The organism is Frigidibacter sp. MR17.24, from assembly GCF_037095655.1.
In the GTDB taxonomy this organism is placed as follows: domain Bacteria; phylum Pseudomonadota; class Alphaproteobacteria; order Rhodobacterales; family Rhodobacteraceae; genus Frigidibacter.
The window spans coordinates 1-19,341 of the sequence record NZ_JBAWKE010000007.1; the positions used below are offsets into that span (position 1 = coordinate 1).

The 19,341-nt window shown below is 70.9% G+C and carries 17 protein-coding genes; 7 read left to right on the forward strand and 10 right to left on the reverse strand.

The window, feature by feature from the left end; all coding sequences use genetic code 11:
* The 5 genes from V8J39_RS18265 to V8J39_RS18285 form a co-directional block, all read right to left on the reverse strand.
* On the reverse strand, positions 1-669 hold a 669-nt coding region (locus V8J39_RS18265), incomplete at its 3' end, for an electron transfer flavoprotein subunit beta/FixA family protein (RefSeq protein ID WP_336462394.1).
* Between the two features lie 135 nt (positions 670-804).
* Complete coding sequence (locus V8J39_RS18270; protein ID WP_336462395.1) at positions 805-1,386, reverse strand: cob(I)yrinic acid a,c-diamide adenosyltransferase; 582 nt, start codon at positions 1,384-1,386, stop codon at positions 805-807.
* Positions 1,387-1,399: 13 nt separating this feature from the next.
* The gene (locus V8J39_RS18275) at positions 1,400-1,609 is read right to left on the reverse strand and encodes a twin transmembrane helix small protein (protein ID WP_336462396.1); all 210 of its coding nucleotides are present in this window, start codon (positions 1,607-1,609) and stop codon (positions 1,400-1,402) included.
* An 82-nt stretch (positions 1,610-1,691) separates the two neighbouring features.
* Positions 1,692-2,531 (reverse strand): SDR family NAD(P)-dependent oxidoreductase, encoded by an 840-nt coding sequence (locus V8J39_RS18280; RefSeq protein ID WP_336462397.1) that lies wholly within the window; start codon positions 2,529-2,531, stop codon positions 1,692-1,694.
* A gap of 161 nt (positions 2,532-2,692) precedes the next feature.
* Positions 2,693-3,322 carry an SH3 domain-containing protein gene (locus tag V8J39_RS18285; RefSeq protein ID WP_336462398.1) on the reverse strand — a complete coding sequence of 210 codons (630 nt, stop codon included), beginning with the start codon at positions 3,320-3,322 and terminating at the stop codon, positions 2,693-2,695.
* 172 nt (positions 3,323-3,494) lie between these two features.
* Between V8J39_RS18285 and V8J39_RS18290 the strand changes: the two genes are divergently transcribed.
* Positions 3,495-5,888, forward strand: coding sequence for a DNA topoisomerase IV subunit A (locus tag V8J39_RS18290; RefSeq protein WP_336462399.1), 2,394 nt, complete (start codon positions 3,495-3,497; stop codon positions 5,886-5,888).
* A 151-nt stretch (positions 5,889-6,039) separates the two neighbouring features.
* Here V8J39_RS18290 and ettA read toward each other — a convergent pair whose 3' ends face one another.
* The gene (gene ettA / locus V8J39_RS18295; protein WP_336462400.1) at positions 6,040-7,695 is read right to left on the reverse strand and encodes an energy-dependent translational throttle protein EttA; all 1,656 of its coding nucleotides are present in this window, start codon (positions 7,693-7,695) and stop codon (positions 6,040-6,042) included.
* A gap of 446 nt (positions 7,696-8,141) precedes the next feature.
* Between ettA and V8J39_RS18300 the strand changes: the two genes are divergently transcribed.
* The 3 genes from V8J39_RS18300 (at position 8,142) to dacB (ending at position 11,332) form a co-directional block, all read left to right on the forward strand.
* On the forward strand, positions 8,142-8,900 hold the full coding sequence (locus V8J39_RS18300; RefSeq protein WP_336462401.1) for a hypothetical protein: 759 nt from the start codon (positions 8,142-8,144) through the stop codon (positions 8,898-8,900).
* 133 nt (positions 8,901-9,033) lie between these two features.
* Entirely contained in the window at positions 9,034-9,636 is a 603-nt protein-coding gene (locus V8J39_RS18305) for a nicotinate-nucleotide adenylyltransferase (protein ID WP_336462402.1), read from the forward strand.
* Positions 9,637-9,799: 163 nt separating this feature from the next.
* Positions 9,800-11,332, forward strand: a complete 1,533-nt coding sequence (dacB, locus tag V8J39_RS18310; RefSeq protein ID WP_336462403.1) for a D-alanyl-D-alanine carboxypeptidase/D-alanyl-D-alanine endopeptidase — start codon at positions 9,800-9,802, stop codon at positions 11,330-11,332.
* Between the two features lie 256 nt (positions 11,333-11,588).
* On the opposite strand, the gene V8J39_RS18315 is transcribed toward dacB, so the two are convergent.
* The gene (locus tag V8J39_RS18315; RefSeq protein WP_336462404.1) at positions 11,589-12,464 is read right to left on the reverse strand and encodes a type IV pili methyl-accepting chemotaxis transducer N-terminal domain-containing protein; all 876 of its coding nucleotides are present in this window, start codon (positions 12,462-12,464) and stop codon (positions 11,589-11,591) included.
* A 101-nt stretch (positions 12,465-12,565) separates the two neighbouring features.
* Positions 12,566-13,009 carry a tellurite resistance TerB family protein gene (locus V8J39_RS18320; protein ID WP_336462405.1) on the reverse strand — a complete coding sequence of 148 codons (444 nt, stop codon included), beginning with the start codon at positions 13,007-13,009 and terminating at the stop codon, positions 12,566-12,568.
* 113 nt (positions 13,010-13,122) lie between these two features.
* Here V8J39_RS18320 and V8J39_RS18325 point away from each other — a divergent pair, with 113 nt between their 5' ends.
* Positions 13,123-14,691, forward strand: a complete 1,569-nt coding sequence (locus V8J39_RS18325; protein ID WP_336462406.1) for a lysine--tRNA ligase — start codon at positions 13,123-13,125, stop codon at positions 14,689-14,691.
* Here the strand turns inward: V8J39_RS18325 and V8J39_RS18330 are convergent.
* Positions 14,688-15,575, reverse strand: a complete 888-nt coding sequence (locus tag V8J39_RS18330; RefSeq protein WP_336462407.1) for a CHAD domain-containing protein — start codon at positions 15,573-15,575, stop codon at positions 14,688-14,690. The two genes, V8J39_RS18325 and V8J39_RS18330, sit on opposite strands and share 4 nt — an antisense overlap.
* 122 nt (positions 15,576-15,697) lie before the next feature.
* Between V8J39_RS18330 and V8J39_RS18335 the strand changes: the two genes are divergently transcribed.
* A complete protein-coding gene (locus V8J39_RS18335) occupies positions 15,698-16,123 on the forward strand; it encodes a DUF4864 domain-containing protein (RefSeq protein ID WP_336462408.1) in 426 nt (141 codons plus the stop codon).
* 142 nt (positions 16,124-16,265) lie between these two features.
* Complete coding sequence (locus tag V8J39_RS18340; RefSeq protein ID WP_336462409.1) at positions 16,266-18,554, forward strand: glycosyl hydrolase family 28-related protein; 2,289 nt, start codon at positions 16,266-16,268, stop codon at positions 18,552-18,554.
* Between the two features lie 38 nt (positions 18,555-18,592).
* On the opposite strand, the gene V8J39_RS18345 is transcribed toward V8J39_RS18340, so the two are convergent.
* The gene (locus V8J39_RS18345) at positions 18,593-19,078 is read right to left on the reverse strand and encodes a HugZ family pyridoxamine 5'-phosphate oxidase (protein WP_336462410.1); all 486 of its coding nucleotides are present in this window, start codon (positions 19,076-19,078) and stop codon (positions 18,593-18,595) included.
* Positions 19,079-19,341: the final 263 nt, after the last annotated feature.

A 19,341-nucleotide genomic window follows, 5' to 3' on the forward strand; every position in this document is an offset into this window, starting at 1 on the left:
CTTGACGATGGTCAGCCGCGGCGAGACATCGACGCCGTAATCGGCGGCGGTCTTCTCCTCGAGCGGCTTCTTCTTCGCCTTCATGATGTTCGGCAGCGAGGCATAGCGCGGCTCGTTCAGGCGCAGGTCCGCGGTGACGATGGCGGGCATCTTCACCTTGATCGTCTGCAGCCCGCCGTCGACCTCGCGGGTCACGACGGCGCTGTCGCCCTCGATCGCGAGTTCGCTGGCGAAGGCCGCCTGGCTCCAGCCCAGCAGCGCCGAGAGCATCTGGCCGGTGGCGTTCATGTCGTTGTCGATCGCCTGCTTGCCGGCGATGACGAGGCCGGGGGCCTCTTCCCTGACCACGGCCGCGAGCAGCTTGGCGACGGCCAGCGGCTCGATGTCGGTATGGACGTCATCGGCGGCCACGATCAGGATCGCGCGGTCCGCGCCCATGGCGAGCGCGGTGCGCAGGGTTTCCTGCGCCTGTTTCACGCCGATCGAGACCACGACGATCTCCTCCGCCGCGCCCTTCTCCTTCAGCCGGATCGCCTCTTCGACGGCGATCTCGTCGAACGGGTTCATCGACATCTTCACGTTGGCCAGATCGACACCCGATCCGTCCGCCTTCACGCGGACCTTCACGTTGTAGTCGATCACCCGTTTCACAGGGACCAGAACCTTCATGGGGTGCACTTCTCCTTGGTCATCGTGTCTGCCGGGCCCCGTCCGCGACGGTCCGGGGCCGACTTTCCGCAATTTTGTTAGCCGCTGCCCTGCGGCATTGACAGGCCAAAATCGACAAACGCCGCGTCGTCGGCGTCACCGGTTCGCGCCGGGAACCCAAAGCACGTCGTCGCGCCCCGCGCCCGCGTTCGCCGCGCGCGCGGCGACGAACATCCAGTCCGACAGCCGGTTGAGGTAGCGCACCGCCTCGGGGTTCACAGGCTCGGCCGCCGCCAGCTCGACCGTGCAGCGTTCGGCCCGGCGCGAGACCGTGCGCACGAGGTGCAGATGCGCGGCCAGCGCCGTGCCGCCGGGCAGGATGAAGCTGCGCAGCGCCGCGAGACCGGCGTTCATCGCGTCGATCTCGGACTCGAGCCGGGCGACCTGCGCCGCGACGATCCGCAGCGGCGGGTAGGGTGCCTCGGCATCCTTGTCCATCTCGGGCCGGCACAGGTCGGCGCCGAGGTCGAAGAGGTCGTTCTGGATCCGGGCGAGCGCGGCGTCGATCTCGGGCAGGTCGGCCGCGTGCAGCCGCGCGAGGCCCAGCGTCGCGTTGGTCTCGTCCACCGTGCCATAGGCGGTGACGCGGGCGTCGAACTTGGCGACGCGGACGCCGTTGCCAAGCGCGGTGTCGCCCTTGTCGCCGGTCTTCGTGTAGATGCGGTTCAGCACCACCATCGTGCGTATTCCCTCAGATCATGCCGCGGCGCAGCCAGACGAACAGCAGGATCAGCGCGATCGCCACCGCCTGGCCGATGATGCGGTAGCGCATGATCCGGTTGGCGTGGCGGCGGTTGAACTCGCCGCCCTTCGCAAAGCCGCCGATCCCGATCATCAGGATCACCAGCACCCCCAGAACCGCGGCAACCACCACGTAGAACAGCGGATCGTCCCTGAGCATCCCATCCCCCCCGGCAGATGCGCCTGTCGGGGCCGGACCATAGCGCCGTGCCGCGGGAAAGGCAAAACCCGCCGCGCCGCGATCAGCCCTTGCGCGCCACCCAGTCCAGCGCGCGCCCCGGCAGCAGCCGGCGCAGCGCGCCCATCAGGTAGGTGGGCGTGGTGACGTAGTAGTGCGGCGCGGGGTGGGGCGCCTCGAGCGCGCGGATCAGCCGGGCCGTCACCGCCGCCGCCGGCAGTTCGAACCGGTCGGGGCGGTCCTTCTCTTGGTAAAGCCGCTGCAGCAGGCTGGATTCGTACTGCGCCCGCCGGGCCGAGCCGCGCCAGTCGATCCAGCGCTCGAAATGCGGGATCGAATTCTCGCGGATGCGCGAGGTGATCGGGCCGGGGTTGAGCAGCACCACCTTGATCGGCGTGTCCGCGAGTTCCAGCCGCAGCACGTCCGTCAGCCCCTCTAGCGCGAATTTCGTCGCGACATAGGCGCCGCGCCAGCGCAGCCCGACGAGGCCCAGCACCGACGAGCAGTTCACGATCCGGCCGTGGCCCTGCGCGCGCATCACGGGAATCACCCGCGCCGTCAGGTCGTGCCAGCCGAAGAGGTTGGTCTCGAAGATCGCGGCGAGCGCGTCGCGCGGCAGGTCCTCGACCGCGCCGGGGCAGGCATAGGCGCCGTTGTTGTAAAGCGCGTCGAGCGTGCCGCCGGTGCGCGCGAGCACCTCGTCCAGCGCGGCGCCGATGCTGGCGGGATCGGCATAGTCGAGCGGGAAGCTTTCCAGCCCCTCGGCGCGCAGCCGCGCGCAGTCGGCCTCGGCGCGGCAGGTGGCGAAGACGCGCCATCCCGCGCGCTTCAGCCCGTGCGCGGCGTCGTGGCCGATCCCCGAGGAACAGCCGGTGATCAGGATGCTGCGGGTCCGGTCTGCCATCTGTCGCCCCCAAGCGCTGCCAAGGCCCAAGGGCTAGGCCGCGGCGCGGGGCAGGGCAAGGGGGTGGATTTGGGGGGCTGAGGGGGGCGGCAGGCATCGCGCGCCCGGATCAGGCGCCCCGTTCGGCCAACCGGTGCGGTTCGGGTGCCCGGGTCAGGTGCTCAGTTCGGGGCGGTTTCGGACAGGAAACGCGCGGCCATCCAGCCCTCGCCGCCCGACCCCTCGAGCCGGATCCGCTGCCAGCCGTCGACCGGCGCGCCGACCAGCGTCACCGCCTCGCCGCGCGACAGCGTGTCGACCACGGCGTCGCCGGTGCTCGGCCCCTCGCGGAAGTTCACGCGCCGGGCGGTGACATAGCCGACGGGGCCGGCTGCGGCGCCGGCGTCGGTCGCGGCACCGGGGGCGGTCCCGGCGGCCGCGGTGTCATCCGCGGCGCGGTGGATCACCGGCAGCCCGCGCTCGGGCCGGGTGATGCGCCAGGCGGGCGCGGCGTCCGCACCGGCCGTGCTGGCCTGCGCCTGCGCACTCTGCACCTGCGCGGCCGGGATCACCCGCGGCGCGGCTTCGGCCGCCTCGGCCCGGGTGGCGGGCGCCGCCCCCGCGATCAGGTCGAGCAGCGCCGCGCGCTTGTCGGCGCCGGTCGCATCGGGCATCCGCCCGGGCGTGGCGTCGGCAATCTTTTCCGCGCCGCCCCCGGCGCCTCCCTCTGGCGGGCGGCCCCAGATCTGCGCGACGACCAGCATCGCAAGCACCGTCACCGTCACCAGTTTCATCAGCCTGATCAGGAACATCGCCCACCCCTTCGCCGTCTTGCGCCCTGCGCGGCCCCGCCCAGATCTGGGGCCGCCGCTTGCCCCGCCAACGCGGGTGCCGCCTCGGCGGTTCCCCGCCGATCGCACCGCCGCGCCCGGTCCGGCGATTTCGATCTGGACCGACCGGCCCCGGCCGCAGTATCCGGTGAACATGACCGATCCGACCGACGATCCCGCAGACGACAACGCCGACGGCGCCTTCGACGGCGCCCCGGATGCCACTGGCGCCACCTCCTCCGAGCCGCTGTCGCGCGCGATCGGCGAGCGCTACCTGACCTATGCGCTCTCGACGATCATGCACCGCGCGCTGCCCGATGCCCGCGACGGGCTGAAGCCGGTGCACCGGCGCATCCTTTATGCGATGCGCGAACTGCGGCTGTCGGCGACCGGCGGCTTCCGCAAGTCGGCCAAGATCTCGGGCGACGTGATGGGCAACTACCACCCGCACGGCGATGCCGCGATCTACGACGCGATGGCGCGGCTCGCGCAGGATTTCAACGTCCGCTACCCGCTGGTCGACGGGCAGGGCAACTTCGGCAACATCGACGGCGACAACCCGGCCGCCTCGCGCTACACCGAGGCCCGCCTGACCTCGATCGCCGAGACGCTGATGGAGGGGCTGGCCGAGAACGCGGTCGATTTCCGCCCGAACTACGACGGCACGCTGGAAGAGCCGGCGGTGATGCCCGCGGCTTTCCCGAACCTTCTGGCGAACGGCGCGAGCGGCATCGCGGTCGGCATGGCCACGAACATCCCGCCCCACAACCTCGACGAGCTGATCGAGGCCTGCCAGCTGCTGATCAAGCGCCCCGACGCGACCGAGGACGAGATCGTGGCCCTGGTCCCGGGGCCCGACTTCCCCACCGGCGGCGTCATCGTCGAGCCGGCGGCCAACATCCTCGAGGCCTACCGGACCGGGCGCGGCGCCTTCCGGCTGCGCGCGCGCTGGTCGGTCGAGGATCTGGGCCGCGGCCAGTGGCAGATCGTCGTGACCGAGATCCCCTACCAGGTGCAGAAATCCAAGCTGATCGAGCGCCTCGCGGAACTGATCGCGACCAAGAAGGTGCCGGCGCTGGCCGACGTGCGCGACGAGAGCGCCGAGGACGTGCGCATCGTGCTCGAACCCCGCGCCCGCACGGTCGAGCCCGACATGCTGATGGGGATGCTGTTCCGCAACTCGGATCTGGAAATCCGCTTCTCGCTGAACATGAACGTGCTGATCGACGGCCGCGTGCCCGAGGTCTGCTCGCTCTCGCGCGTGCTGCGCGCCTTCCTCGACCACCGCCGCGACGTGCTCGTGCGCCGCTCGCAGCACCGGATCGAGAAGATCGAGACCCGGCTGCACGTGCTGGTGGGCTTCATCACCGCGTATCTGAACCTCGACCGGGTGATCGACATCATCCGCTACGACGAGGATCCGAAGGCGGCGCTGGTGGCCGAGGACTGGGCCGCGACCCACCCCCGCGCCCTGTCCGAGGCCGATTACGTGCCGCCCGCGCGGGCGGTCCGGCCCGAGGGCGAGGCCGAGGTCATGTTCTCGGCCTCGGGCACGCGCTGGCTCGACGAGGCGCAGGCCGAGGCGATCCTGAACATGCGCCTGCGCAGCTTGCGCCGGCTCGAGGAGATGGAGCTCAAGCGCGAGCACGAGGAGCTGACGGCGGAACGCGCGGGCCTGCTCGAGCTTCTGGCCAGCGACCGGCTGCAGTGGAAGAAGATCGCGTCCGAACTGAAGGACATCCAGAAGCGCTTCGGCAAGGACGCCCCCGGCGGCGCCCGCCGCACCGGCTTCGCCGAGGCCGGCCAGGTCGAGGAAGTGCCGATCGAGGCGATGATCGAGCGCGAGCCGATCACGGTGATCTGCTCGAAGATGGGCTGGATCCGGGCGATGAAGGGCCACCAGCCGCTCGAGGCCGAGGTGAAGTTCAAGGACGGCGACGGCGCGCGCTTCGCCTTCCACGCCGAAACCACCGACCGGCTGCTGGTGCTGGGCGACAACGGCCGGGTCTACACGCTGCTGGGCGCCAACCTGCCCGGCGGGCGGGGCATGGGCGAGCCGGTGAGGCTGATGGTCGACCTGCCGAACGAGGCCGACATCGTCGAGATGGCGGTGCACCGCGCGGGCGAGAAATACCTCGTGGCCTCGTCGGAGGGCGACGGCTTCGTCGCGGCCTCGGACGAGCTGGTGGCGCAGACGCGCGCCGGCAAGCAGGTGCTGAACCTCGGCGCCGGCGCCAAGGCGAAGCTGATGCGCCGGGTCTCGGGCGACCATGTCGCCGTCGTCGGCGAGAATCGCAAGCTGCTGGTCTTCGCGCTGGGCGAGCTGCCCGAGATGGGCCGCGGCAAGGGCGTGCGGCTGCAGAAGTACAAGGATGGCGGCCTGTCGGACGCGATCACCTTCACCCTGGCCCAGGGCCTGTCGTGGAAGGACCCGGCCGGGCGCACCCGCACCGAGACCGAGGCCGATCTCGTGGAATGGGTGGCCAAGCGCGCGGCCGCGGGCCGGATGGCGCCGCGCGGCTTCCCGCGTGACAACCGCTTCACCTGAGCCGTCTCAACAGGGGAAGGGGCGGGGGCTCTGCCCCCGTCGCGGCCTTGCCGCGACTCCCCCGGGATATTTGGACAAAGTCGATGGGCTATCGACTTTGTCCAAATATCCCCGGGGGGTCCGGGGGGCAGGCAGCCCCCCGGCCTTGGTGTCAGCGCGAGAACTTCTTGTACTTCACGCGGGTCGGACGGGCGGCATCCGCGCCGAGCCGGCGGATCTTGTCCTTCTCGTAGTCGTCGAAGTTGCCTTCGAAGAACTCGACATGGGCGTCGCCCTCGAAGGCGAGGATGTGCGTGCACAGCCGGTCGAGGAAGAAGCGGTCGTGCGAGATGATCACGGCGCAGCCCGCGAAGTCCTCGATCGCGGCTTCCAGCGCCTGCAGCGTCTCCACGTCCAGATCGTTGGTCGGTTCGTCGAGGAGCAGCAGGTTCCCGCCCTCCTTCAGCAGCTTGGCCATGTGCACGCGGTTGCGCTCACCGCCCGACAAGAGCCCGACCTTCTTCTGCTGGTCCGAGCCCTTGAAGTTGAAGGCGCCGGTGTAGCTGCGCGACGCGATCGTCGCGTCGCCGAGCTGGATCAGCTCGGCCCCGCCCGAGATCTCTTCCCAGACGGTCTTGTCGGGGTCGAGCGCGTCGCGCGACTGGTCGACGAAGGACATCTTCACCGTCTCGCCGATCTCGACCGTGCCCTCGTCGGGTTTCTCGTCGCCGATCAGCATCTTGAACAGCGTCGACTTGCCGGCGCCGTTCGGGCCGATCACGCCGATGATCCCGCCCGGCGGCAGCGAGAACGACAGGTTCTCGATCAGGAGCTTGTCGCCCATCGCCTTCTTCAGGCCCTCGACCTCGATCACCTTCGAGCCGAGGCGCGGCCCGTTCGGGATCACGATCTTGGCGTCGCCCGAGCGTTCCTTGACCGACTCGTCTGCCAGCTTGTTGTAGGCCGCGATCCGCGCCTTCGACTTGGTCTGGCGCGCCTTGGCGCCCGAGCGGATCCACTCGAGTTCCTTCTCGAGCACCTTCTGCTTGGCCTTGTCCTCGCGCGCCTCCTGCTCCATGCGCTTGGCCTTCTGCTCGAGCCAGCTCGAGTAGTTGCCTTCCCACGGAATGCCGCGCCCGCGCTCCAGCTCGAGGATCCACGAGGTGATGTCGTCGAGGAAGTAGCGGTCGTGGGTGACGCAGAGGATCGTGCCCTTGTACTCGATCAGGTGCTTTTGCAGCCAGGCGATGGTCTCGGCGTCGAGGTGGTTGGTCGGTTCGTCGAGGAGCAGCATGTCGGGCGCCTCGAGCAGCAGCTTGCACAGCGCGACCCGGCGGCGTTCCCCGCCCGACAGGTTGGTCACGTCCGCCTCGTCCGGCGGGCAGCGCAGCGCCTCCATCGCGACGTCGATCTGGCTGTCGAGATCCCAGAGGTTCTCGGCGTCGATCTCGTCCTGCAGCTTGGCCATCTCCTCGGCGGTCTCGTCCGAGTAGTTCATCGCAAGCTCGTTGTAGCGGTCGAGCTTGGCCTGCTTCTCGGCCACGCCAAGGCGCACGTTGTCGCGCACGCTCAGGCTCTCGTCCAGCTGCGGCTCCTGCGGCAGGTAGCCGATCTTCGCGCCCTTGGCGGCCCAGGCTTCGCCCTGGAAGTCCTTGTCCCAGCCGGCCATGACCTTGAGCAGCGTGGACTTGCCGGCGCCGTTGACGCCGACGACGCCGATCTTGACGCCGGGCAGGAAGTTCAGGCGGATGTTCTCGAAGACCTTTTTCCCGCCGGGATAGGTCTTGGACACGCCATCCATGTGGTAGACATATTGGTAGGATGCCATTGGGCCTCATCTCCTTGGGGGATGCGTTTCCCCCCATCTAGAGAAGGGCGGCGCAAAGGGCAATCCGGGCGACAGGGCCGAGGCGCGGCCATCATGCCCCGCGCCGCCGTCCCCCCTCCAGGCCCCCCCCGGGCCGCTGCCACACGACGGCGGGGCGCAGGGGCGGGGGCTGCGGGGCCGACGGACGCCCGGTGGGGCACGGGTGCGCGGGGCGCCCGTTTCGCGGGCAAAGCGGCGCCTGCGGCGGCAGCCGCCGGGCGCGGCGGCGGATCCCCGCCCGACCCTCGCGCGGTTGGCGCGCGATGGCGGCCCCGGCCGTTCACCTTCCGGTTAGCGGCGGCCCGCGGGCGCGGCTCGCGCCTTGAAACTCGGGGCCGACCGGTCCAGCAAGGACCCGTTCCCTCCCCGGGCGCGCGCCCCCCCACGCGATCCGAAAGGCTGACGTCATGACCGTCGCGACACGTTCCGTCCCGGCCCTGGCCCTGCTCCCGACGCTGGCCCTGGCCGGTCTTGCGCTTGTCGGCTGCGCGATTCCCGCCGACACCTCGCGACGCGCCTACGAGGCGCCGACCATCGCCGCCGCCCGCCAGCTGATGCCCGGGCTCGACACGTCCGACGTGCGGATGTGCGCGGGCTTCCCCTCGCGCTCGCTCACGCTCGAGAACGGCGAGGAGATCTGGACCTACGAGCGTGCCCGCCCGCGCGGCAGCGTCAGCATGTCGATCCCGACCGTGCAGATGGGGGGGGCGATGCCGGGGCTGAACGGCTCGGTCGGGATGAGCTCGGGCGGCTATTGCAACACGCAGATGCGGTTCCGCAACGGCAAGCTGACCGACATCGAATTCGCGGGCGACAACAATTCCACCACCCGGGTCAACGCGCTGTGCGTGCCGGTGGTGGACGGCTGCGTCGTCTATGCCCGCCACCCCGACGACCGCCCGGCCCGGGTCGAGGCCGTGGTGGGCCGGGTCCCCGCCGACGAGGTCGAGGACGAGGTCGAGGCGGCGCCGCCCGCGCCGCGCCTGCCCGCGGCCGGGGCGGCCGCATCCCCCGCCGCCACTGGCGAGCCGGCGCCGGCCGGATCCGCCGCGGCCGCATCCCCCGAGCTGACGAGCGGCGCGCGCCCCGGCCCCGACCCGATCCCCGAGGGCGGCAGCGCGACGCTGCTGCGGCCCGTGGTCACCGCCGAGGCGCGGCAGGACTGACGCCGGTCGCGCCCGCAATCGCCCGGCGGGGGCGCCCCCCGTGATCGCATGGCGCGCGCGCCCGTGATCGCACGTGATTGCGCCGGCCCGGCTTCACCCGTAAACGTTGCGCAGGGCCGGATGCGGAGGGCGAATGCGCGCGGGACTGCCCCGGGCGCAGCCCGGCATGGCGATCGGACTTCTGGGCGGATCCTTCGATCCGGCCCATGGCGGCCATGCACATATCACCCGCGAGGCGATGAAGCGCTTCGGGCTCGACCGGGTCTGGTGGCTGGTCTCGCCCGGCAACCCGCTCAAGCGCGAGGGGCCGGCGGCGCTGGACCGGCGGCTGGCGCAGGCGCGGGCGGTGATGCGCCACCCGCGGGTCGAGATCACCGACATCGAGGCGCGCCTGGGCACCCGCTTCACCGCCGAGACGCTGGGGCGGCTGGTCGCGCTGTATCCCGGGGTGCGGTTCGTCTGGCTGATGGGGGCCGACAACCTGGCGCAGTTCGGCCGCTGGCAGCGGTGGGAGACGATCATGCGCACGGTGCCGATCGGGGTGATCGCGCGGCCGGGCAGCCGGCTGACCGGGCGGATGTCGAAGGCGGCCGACCGGTTCGAGCGCTACCGCGTGCCCGCGACCGCTGCGTCGATCCTGCCGCAGCTGGCGCCGCCGGCATGGTGTTTCGTCAATATTCCGATGGTATCGGACAGCTCGACCGCGATCCGCGCCCGCGGCGACTGGCGGCGCTGAGCCGCGGCCGCGCTGCCAGCGTCCGGGCGGTGCCGGAGGCTGCCCGGTTGCCGGAGCGCAGGCGGGCAGGGGCCGGGCGGCGGGTCGGCAACGGCCCGGGCGCCGCCGCTTGCCGGCCGGCGCGGGGCGCTGGTAGGGTGACGGACGGTCACGGGGAATGGCGATGACGACGACGAGACGACGGGTTCTGGGCGGCCTGGCCGCGGTGGCCGCGACCGGGGCGGCGGGCATGGCGGCGGCCGATGCGCCGATGCGCTCGCTGCGGCCGATGCCGCGCGCCGGGCTCGAGGTCACGCCGGTCTCGGCGCAGGTCGCGGCGCCGGCCGTGGCGCAGGCGCGCGCCGTGCCCGGGGCCGCGCAGCTGATCGCCGAGGCCCGGCTGGGCGGCGAGGTCGCCTTCGCGGTGGCCGATGCCGGCACCGGGCGGCTGCTCGAGGCGGTGGACGGCGACCGCGGCATGCCCCCGGCCAGCACGATGAAGGCGCTCACGACCCTTTACGCGCTGGCGCATCTGGGGCCGGGGTTCCGCTTCCGCACCCGGCTGATCGCGACCGGCCCGGTGCAGGGGGGCGTGATCCGCGGCGACCTGGTGCTGGCGGGCGGCGGCGACCCGACGCTGTCGACCGATGGCTTGGGCGACATGGCGGCGGCGCTGCGCGCCAAGGGCGTCACCGGCGTCTCGGGGCGGTTCCTCGTCTGGGGCGGGGCGCTGCCCTATGTCCGCGCGATCGACGAGGCGCAGGGCGACTGGCTGGGCTACAACCCCGCGGTCTCGGGGATGAACCTGAACTTCAACCGGGTGAACTTCGTCTGGAGCCGCTCGGGCAAGGGCTACGAGACCTCGTTCGACGCGCGGGGCGAGCGGTTCGCCCCGCCGGTCTACACCGCCGACATGACGGTCGTGAACCGCGACACCCCGGTCTACACCTACGACCAGCGCCGCGGGCGCGAGGACTGGACCGTCGCGGTGACGGCGCTGGGGCGCGGCGGCAGCCGCTGGCTGCCGGTGCGCCGGCCCGAGGCCTATGCCGGCGACGTGTTCCAGACGCTGGCACGGGCGCAGGGCCTCGCGCTGCCCGCGCCCGAAGAGGTGCGCAACCTGCCCGGCGGCAGCGTCATCGTCGAAAGCCAGAGCGATCCGCTGACCACGGTCCTGCGCGACATGCTGAAATATTCCAACAACCTGACGGCCGAGGCGGTGGGGATGGCCAGCTCGGTTCAGCGCGGGCCGCTGGGCCGCCACGCCGACTCGGGGCCCGAGATGGCCGACTGGCTGCGGGCGCAGGCCGGGGTCTCGGCCCGGCTGGTCGACCATTCCGGGCTGGGCGGCGCCTCGCGGATCGCGCCGGTCGAGATGGTGCGCGCGATCGCGACGCTGGGGCCGGGGCTGGGGCTGCGGCCGCTGCTGAAGGAATTCGCCTTCCGCGACGCGAACGGCAAGACGATGCGCAACGCCCCGATCCAGGTCGACGCCAAGACCGGCACGCTGAATTTCGTCTCGACGCTCGCGGGCTGGATGACGGCGCCCGACGGCACGGACCTGATCTTCGCGATCTTCACCGGCGACGTCGCGCGCCGCGACGCGATCCCCGACAGCCAGCGCGAGCGGCCCCCGGGCGGCGCCGACTGGGTGCGCCGCTCGAAGCGCCTGCAGCAACAGCTGATCGAGCGCTGGGCCGCGGTCTACGCGGCCTGACCGCCCGGGCCGCGACCGCCCCGGACCACGTGTTGCCAGCGCGGCTTGTCGGCACCCCGTCAGGATGTCCTTTCGGATGCCCCGCGCCCGGCGGGGCGAGGCCCAGCCCCCACGTTCCGGTACCGGGCCATCCCGCGGCCACGCAACGCGTGTCTCCCGCGAGTTGCCGCGAAACCTGCGGGCACCCGGCAGCAGCGGCGCTTAGGACGTCCTGGCGTTTGGCACCGGCAGCGGCGGACCGGGACGGAGGGCGGGGTCACATCTCGCCGGCGAGCCAGACCGTCTCCTCGAGCCGCTCGAGCAGCGTCTCGTATCCCGCCGCCATCGCCTCGAGCGCCGCGGGGTCGAGCGTGCCCGACGCCGCCTGCAGCGCCGCAGCCCGCACCGGCTGCCACCAGGGCGCAAGCGCGTCCAGCGCCATCAGCATGTGCAGCGACGGCGCCGCGACGATCCCGGTCGCCGGATCGCCCTCGGCCAGCCGGCCGAGATTGGCGTCGAATTCCGCCACGTCGTCGGCGATGCGCTGCTGAAGCTCGGCCCCGCCGATGCCGGCCGACACCAGGCAGCTGTTGGCCACCATCCGCTGCGACAGCATCCGCTGCCGCCCGGCCAGGTCGACATAGCGCGCCAGCTCCTGCTCGCCCGTCGTGCCGGTCAGCGCCATCGACTGCACGGTGGAGAGCGCGGTGCGCAGCACCTCGGCCGCGGCGGTGGGCAGCTGCGCCAGCGCCGCGGCGTCGCCGCCCTCGGCCTGCAGCACGGCCGCCGACAGCCCCGTCCAGGCCGAGCGCTGCGTTCCGAGCGTGACCAGCGTGATCTGATCCTCCATCGGCGGCAGGCCGTCGGCGACGCTGCCGTTCTCAAGCCGGTCGAGCGCGCTGACGAAGCTGGCGCCCGCCTCGGTCAGCACGCGCGCCTGCCGTTCCGCGTCGATGCCGCGGGCGCTGAGGCAGGCCGAGGCGAGAACGCGCTGCGACAGCAGCCGCTGCCGCCCGGCGATGTTCACCCGCAGCGCCGTCACCTGCTTGGCGTCCATCGCCCAGGCCGCGCCGCCGTAGCCCGGCGGTGCCTGATGCAGAAAACCGACCGCCGCCACCAGGGCCAGGCCCCGCGCCACAGCCGACACTGTCATGATGATCCCCCGAGTCAGACCTTTCGGCCAGAGTGGCTCAGGAGGGTGAACAAAGCCTTGCCTTCACCCGAACCGGCGCGGCCCGAGAGCGGGCGCCGGGGCTACAGCGTCAGGTGGCGCGCGCGGGCCCCGCGTTCGATCGCCGCCGCGTGCAGGCGGTCGATGTCCAGCTCGAAGCGGATCTCCTCGAGCATCCGCAGCTCCTGCTGGCCAAGCTTGCCGTCCGAGGCCGCGACGTCGCAGGCCAGGGCATAGGCCGTTTCGAACAGCCGCTCGGGCAGGGCGCCGCGCACGAGGCCGAAGAGCGCGTCCAGCCCCTCCTCCTCGAGAAACAGCGTGTAGACGGTCTGCGCCACCCGGCCGATGCGGTCGGCGTCGTAATCGCCGAACACCGGCATCGAATCGACCATGCGGCTGATCGCCAGCAGCTCGACCGTGCGCATGTGTTCGTCCGAGACCGAAACCGCGACCATCACCGCCACCAGCGCGTCCTGCGCCGACAGCGAGGCGAGCGGCTTTTGCTTTTCTGCGGTCTGATCCTGCACGGGAGGGGCCCTTTCGACGTTTTCGAGGGCAAATTATTGACGATCCGGGGCCCGTTCAATAGGGCCTTGCGCTGATGCCGCGCATGGGGCGCGGCGGATCCGAGGACGAGCCCATGACGACGCTCCGCGATGCCGCGATGAACTCCAAAGCCTGGCCTTTCGAGGAAGCGCGTCGCGTGCTCAAGCGCTATGAGAAGAAGAACCCCGAAAAGGGGCATGTCCTGTTCGAGACCGGCTACGGTCCGTCGGGCCTGCCGCATATCGGCACCTTCGGCGAGGTCGCGCGCACCACGATGATCCGCCGCGCGTTCGAGATGATCTCGGACATCCCGACGCGGCTCCTGTGCTTTTCGGACGACATGGACGGCATGCGCAAGGTGCCGGAAAACGTGCCGAACCAGGAGCTTCTGCACGCCAACATCCAGAAGCCGCTGACCGCCGTTCCCGACCCGTTCGGCGAATACGACAGCTTCGGCAACCACAACAACGCCATGCTGCGGCGTTTCCTCGACACCTTCGGCTTCGAATACGAATTCGCCTCCGCGACCGACTACTACAAGGCCGGCCGCTTCGACGCGATGCTGGGCCTGGCCTGCGAGCGCTATGACGAGATCATGGCGATCATGTTGAAATCGCTGCGCGAGGAACGCCAGCAGACCTATTCGTGCTTCCTGCCGATCTCGCCCTCGACCGGGCGCGTCCTGTACGTGCCGATGAAGGAGGTCAACGCGAAGGACCACACGATCACCTTCACCGACGAGGACGGCAGCGACGTGACGATGCCGGTGCGCGGCGGCAACGTGAAGCTGCAGTGGAAGCCCGATTTCGGCATGCGCTGGGCCGCGCTCGACGTCGATTTCGAGATGTACGGCAAGGACCATTCGACCAACACGCCGATCTACGACGGGATCTGCCGGGTGCTGGGCGGCCGGGCGCCCGAGCATTTCACCTACGAGCTGTTCCTTGACGACAAGGGCCAGAAGATCTCGAAATCCAAGGGCAACGGGCTGTCGATCGACGAGTGGCTGAGCTATGCCGCATCGGAATCGCTGAGCTATTTCATGTACCAGAAGCCCAAGACCGCGAAGCGGCTGTGGTGGGACGTGATCCCGAAGGCGGTCGACGAATACCACCAGCAGCTGCGGGCCTTCGGCGAGCAGACGCCGGATCAGCAGCTGGCCAATCCGGTCTGGCACATCCATCGCGGGCAGGTGCCGGATTCGACGCTGACCGTGCCCTTCGCGATGCTGCTGAACCTGGCGAGCGTGGCGGGGGCGCAGGACAAGGCGGGGCTGTGGGGCTTCATCCGCCGCTATGCGCCGGGCGCCTCGCCGGAAAGCCACCCGGATCTGGATGCGGCCGCCGGCTATGCGTTGAAATACTTCGACGATTTCGTGAAGCCGACGCTGGTGTTCCGCGCGCCCGACGCGACCGAGCGCGCCGCGCTCGAGGATCTGGTCCAGCGGCTGAAGGCCTGGGACGGCGGGCTTGACGACGAGGCGCTGCAGAGCCTGGTGTTCGCGGTCGGCAAGGAGCACGGGTTCGAGCCGCTGCGCAACTGGTTCACGGCGCTCTACGAGGTGCTTCTGGGCCAGAGCCAGGGGCCGCGCTTCGGCGGGTTCATCGCGCTCTACGGCGTTGAGGAGACCGTCGCGCTGATCGAGGCGGCGCTGGCGCGCTAACGCCGCTTCGACCACAGCTCCCACCACAGCCGCCAGCGGTCGATCTCGGCTGCGGCGGGGCCGGCGAACAGGCGCGAGGACAATCCTTGCGCCTTTTTCTCCAGCCGTTTCTGTTGCTTGGCGGCAAGCGCGTCGAGCGGCTCTGCCTCGGACCGGGGCAGGAGCTTGCCGATCTCGAGCCGGAAGACGGCAAGGTCGTGGTGATCGCCCAGATGGTCGGCGAGATCGCCCGCGGCCTCGGTCCGGGGGCCCATGATCTGGGGCCAGATCGGCGTGAACAGGGTGGCGTGGTACCAGTGGTCCTTCGCCGCCTTGCGCCAGTCGTGGAAGGATTCGTCGAGGCTTTCGGAATCGGCCGAGCGCTTTTGGTATTTTTGCGCGGTTGTCCAAGCGGTTGCGAGGCCATCTTCGACCAGTGTGAAAGCCTTGCCGCGCAAGTCCCAGCCCGGCGCGCGCTTTTGTGCCGCGGCAAGCGTCGCGGCGAAGGCGGCGAGCGCGGCGGGGCCGACCGTCTCGCTCTGGGCGCGGTGACGCTCGGCCAGGACGGCGCCGAGATGGGCGGTGGCGGCGGCGGCCTCGGGCGGGGCCTTGGCGGTCAGCCGCGCGAGGGTCTGGCGCAGCACCTCGGCATCGCGCAGCCCCGAGACCGCGCGGGCCGCGTCGCGCAGGGCCCGGTCCTCGGCCTTGTGGCCGGGAAACCGCGCCGCCGACAGCCGCAGCAGCGCGCGCAGCTTCTTCACGTGCTTGCGCAGCCGGTGCACCCGCTCGCCCTCGGACAGGGCGGGGGCGTCGAAGAGGGCGCGGGCCTCGGCGATCTCGTCGCCGGCGATGCGGCGCAGCGCGGTGGCGAGGTCGCGGTCGGTGGGCAGGAGCGCGTAGGTCATCGGTGGTCTTCCCGCAGGCGTCTGGCGCCGATCATCCCCGATCCGCTTCGCGAAGGGCAAGGGCCGGGTGAACCGACCGGCGCCGGCGCGCGTATCGGTCGCAGGTTTTGGGGAGGTCCACGATGTTCGTTCGGGGATTCGCCGTCCAGGTGGCGGTCATGATGATGCCGGCGCTGCCGGCCCTGGCGCAGGCGGCGCTGCCGGCGCAGGCCGGCGCCGCGATCGAGGCCGAGATCGGCGCGCAGATGCAGGCGTTCCGCGACGGTGACGCGGCGGCGGCCTTCGGCCATGCCTCGCCCGCGATCCGGTCGATGTTCGGCTCGCCCGAGGCCTTCGCGGCGATGGTGGCGCGCGGCTATCCGGCGATCGCCAACCCGGGCACGGTGCGCTTTCTGGGGCTGCGCGAGGTCGGGGGCAGGCTGGTCGAGCGGCTGTCGGTGGTGGCGCCGGACGGCAGCAGCCGGCTGTTCGACTACGAGATGGTCGAGACCGACGGCGGCTGGCGGATCAACGGCGTGACCCCCGTCGCGCAGGGTCCGGCGGTCTGAAGCCGCCCGGGCAGCGGGCCAGCGTACCCCGCCAGCGTGCGGGCCCAGCGTACGGTGGGGTTAACGGCCGTTAACGCCGCTCGCCTATCCCTGAAGCCCTGCCGGGGGCGCGATCCCGGTGCGGCGGACGAGGGGGCGCGAGATGAGTTCACTGACCGAGGGGATGGTGCTGATGCCCGCGGCCTTCGAGGCCGGGCTGAACCAGTGGTCGAGCGAGACCGGCGTGCCCGGCTCGGCCACCTACCAGGGGGCTGCCAATGCCGCGCTGGTCGCCTCGGATTCCGATTTCGGCGGCTGTCTCGAGCTGCAGAAGACCCAGTCGACGCAGCGGCTGCGCTGGACGGGCGAGACGCCGATGGTGCCGGGGCTGTACCTGAAGGTGACGGTGCGGGTGAAGGCGATCAGCGGCGCGCTGCCCGGGGTGCGGATCGCGGGCTATCCGGTCGCGTCGAACGAAAGTCACGTCACGGGCCTGATCGAGGCGGGCCCGACGACGCAGCTGACCACCTATGGCCGGGTCGAGACGGTGACGGCGATCATCGGCTCGGGCGCGCGGCCGGGGGTCGACATGGTCTGGCCGCGCACGGTCGATCACGGCCATGTCGGCATCGATCTTGTCGGCGCGAACGGCGGTGTGGTGCGCATCGACGACATCGAGATCGCCGAGGCGACGGGGGACTTCCTGCTCGACATCATCGGCACGGTCGACGTGCGCGACTATGGCGCGGTGGGTGACGGGGTGACCGACGACCAGCCCGCCTTCGTCGCCGCGAATTCGGCCGCGAACGGGCGCACGGTGCTGGTGCCGGCGGGGACCTACCGGCTGAACTCGACGATCACGATCTCGAACCCGGTGCGCTTCGTGGGCAAGGTGTCGATGCCGGCGGCGGCGCGGCTGCAGCTGAGCCGGAACTTCGATCTCGACAGCTACATCGACGCCTTCGGCGACGAGACGGTGGCCTTCGGCAAGGCGATCCAGTGCCTGTTCAACTTCTCGGACCACGACACGCTGGACATGATGGGGCGGCGGGTCGAGCTGACGGCGCCGCTGGACGTGGCGGCGGTGGTCGGCAACCAGACCAGCTTCGCCTCGACCCGGGTGATCCGCAACGGCCAGATCAACGCGATCGAGGGCAGCGCCTGGACGACGGGGGTGGTGACGGCGCAGGCGAGCTACAACGTGGCCAACCCGTCGCGGCTGAGCAGCGTGCAGAATATCGGCGCGATCGAGGTCGGGTCGCGGGTGTCGGGCGTGGGCGTCGGGCGCGAGGTCTACGTGCGCGACAAGAACGTCTCGGCCGGCACGATCACGCTGAGCCAGCCGCTGTACGGCGGCACCGGGGTGCAGAACTTCACCTTCTCGCGCTATCGCTACATGCTGGATTTCTCGGGCTTCGAGGCGCTGAGCCGCTTCGTGCTCGCGGGGATCGAGTTCCTGTGCAACGGCATCGCCAGCACGGTGATGCTGGCGCCCGACGGCGACATGTTCCAGATGCTCGACTGTTCGGTCGCGCGGCCGCGCGACCGGGTGGTGACCTCGATCGGGGGCGGCTGCCAGGACCTGGTGCTGGACCGCAACCTGTTCCATTCGAACGAGCTGACGCTGGCGGCGACCGCGCGCCAGAGCATCGTGTTCAACGTCAATGCCAACGACACCAAGATCCGCCACAACCGGGCGATGCGCTTTGGCCATTTCGGCGTGCTGACCGGCAACGGCCACATGATCGAGGGCAACCACTGGTTCCAGGGCGACGAGGTCGACAACGGGCCGCGGGTGGCGGGGCTGATCCTGGCCAACACCAACATGAAGGCGCTGATCGTCGGCAACTACATCGACAACAATTTCGTCGAGTGGACCAACGAATACGAGGTGAACCCGAATTTCGTCGACCAGTATTCCTTCGGCGGGCTGACGATCACCGGCAACATCTTCACCGCCAACGACGTGGCGCCCTGGTTCAACTGGCTGGTGGTCAAGCCGCACGGCACCGGCCATTTCGTGCAGGGGCTGACCGTGACCGGCAACGTCTTCAAGGTGCTGAACGGCGCGATCGGCCGGGTCGAGAGCGTGGACACCACCTTTGCCAACCTCGACATGGGGCGGATGCGCAACGTGGTGTTCGACAACAACACCTTCACCTCGATCGACCAGGTCACGGCCTCGCCGGTCTACCTGCAGATCGACCAGACCACGGCGGCGACGACCTGGGTGCTGAACGCGGGCGCCTACATGCCGTTCGGCGGCTGGGTGCGCAACGTCGAGAGCCTGGTGGCCGAGGGCGCGATCCTGACCGCGGGCGGCGGGCGCATCACCGAGATGCCCTATGTCGCGGTCGAGCAGGGCACCAGCAAGCAGGAGGCGCGGGTGAACTGGTCGCAGGCCGCGCGCGGGCGGCTGCAGCTGCGGCTGCGCTGCGACAACGCGAACTGAGGCCCCCCGGCCGGGGCGGCCCGGGGCGCGGCCCGGGGCTACAGCCCGAGGTCGGTGGCGCTGAGCCGGTGGGCGCGGCCGAAGCCGCCGTTGAGGCTGGCCGCGGTGACGCTGAAGGCGAGAAAGCGGAAATCGGCGAAGTCGATGTAGAGCTTCGCCTTCGGATGGTCCGCGAGCCAGTGCGCGCGCAGGTCGTCGTGCCGGGCCGGGCGGGCGGTGCAGGTGAGCGAGAGCCGCGGGTGGGTCAGCGGATCGCCCTTCGGTCCCGGCTCGGCCAGAAGCAGCGCGCAGCGCGGGTCGCGGGCGAGCGCGCCGGCATGGGCCGCGAGGTCGGAGACCAGCGTCACGAGGCCGCCGTCCGGGCCGCGGCCGAGCGCGATGCGGCTGATCGCCGGCGCGCCGGTCGCATCGAGCACCGCGAGTGCGGCGTGGGGCAGGTCGAGCAGGCTTCGGGCGAGGGCGCGCGCCGCGTCGTCGGCGGGGCGGAAGCCGTCTGGGGCGGGCGGCGGCGGCTGGTCGGTCATGGCGGGGTCCCTCGGTCGCCCCAAGGGCTAGCGCGGCCGGGCCGGGTGGGCAAGGGCGGGCCGGGGCCAGACCGAATCGGTCGCCGCCGGTGCCGCGGCGCGGCGCGCCATGCCGCGGTGCCGCAACTGCCGGGCGATTTGCAGGGGCTTGCGCCGTGGGTTTGCAAAGCCGGGCGCCGGCGCGCCGCGGCGGAGACTCAAGGCGCTGTTATCTTGCGGCAAAATCTTGGCAAAACACGGATCATTTACAAAACGGCACCTGT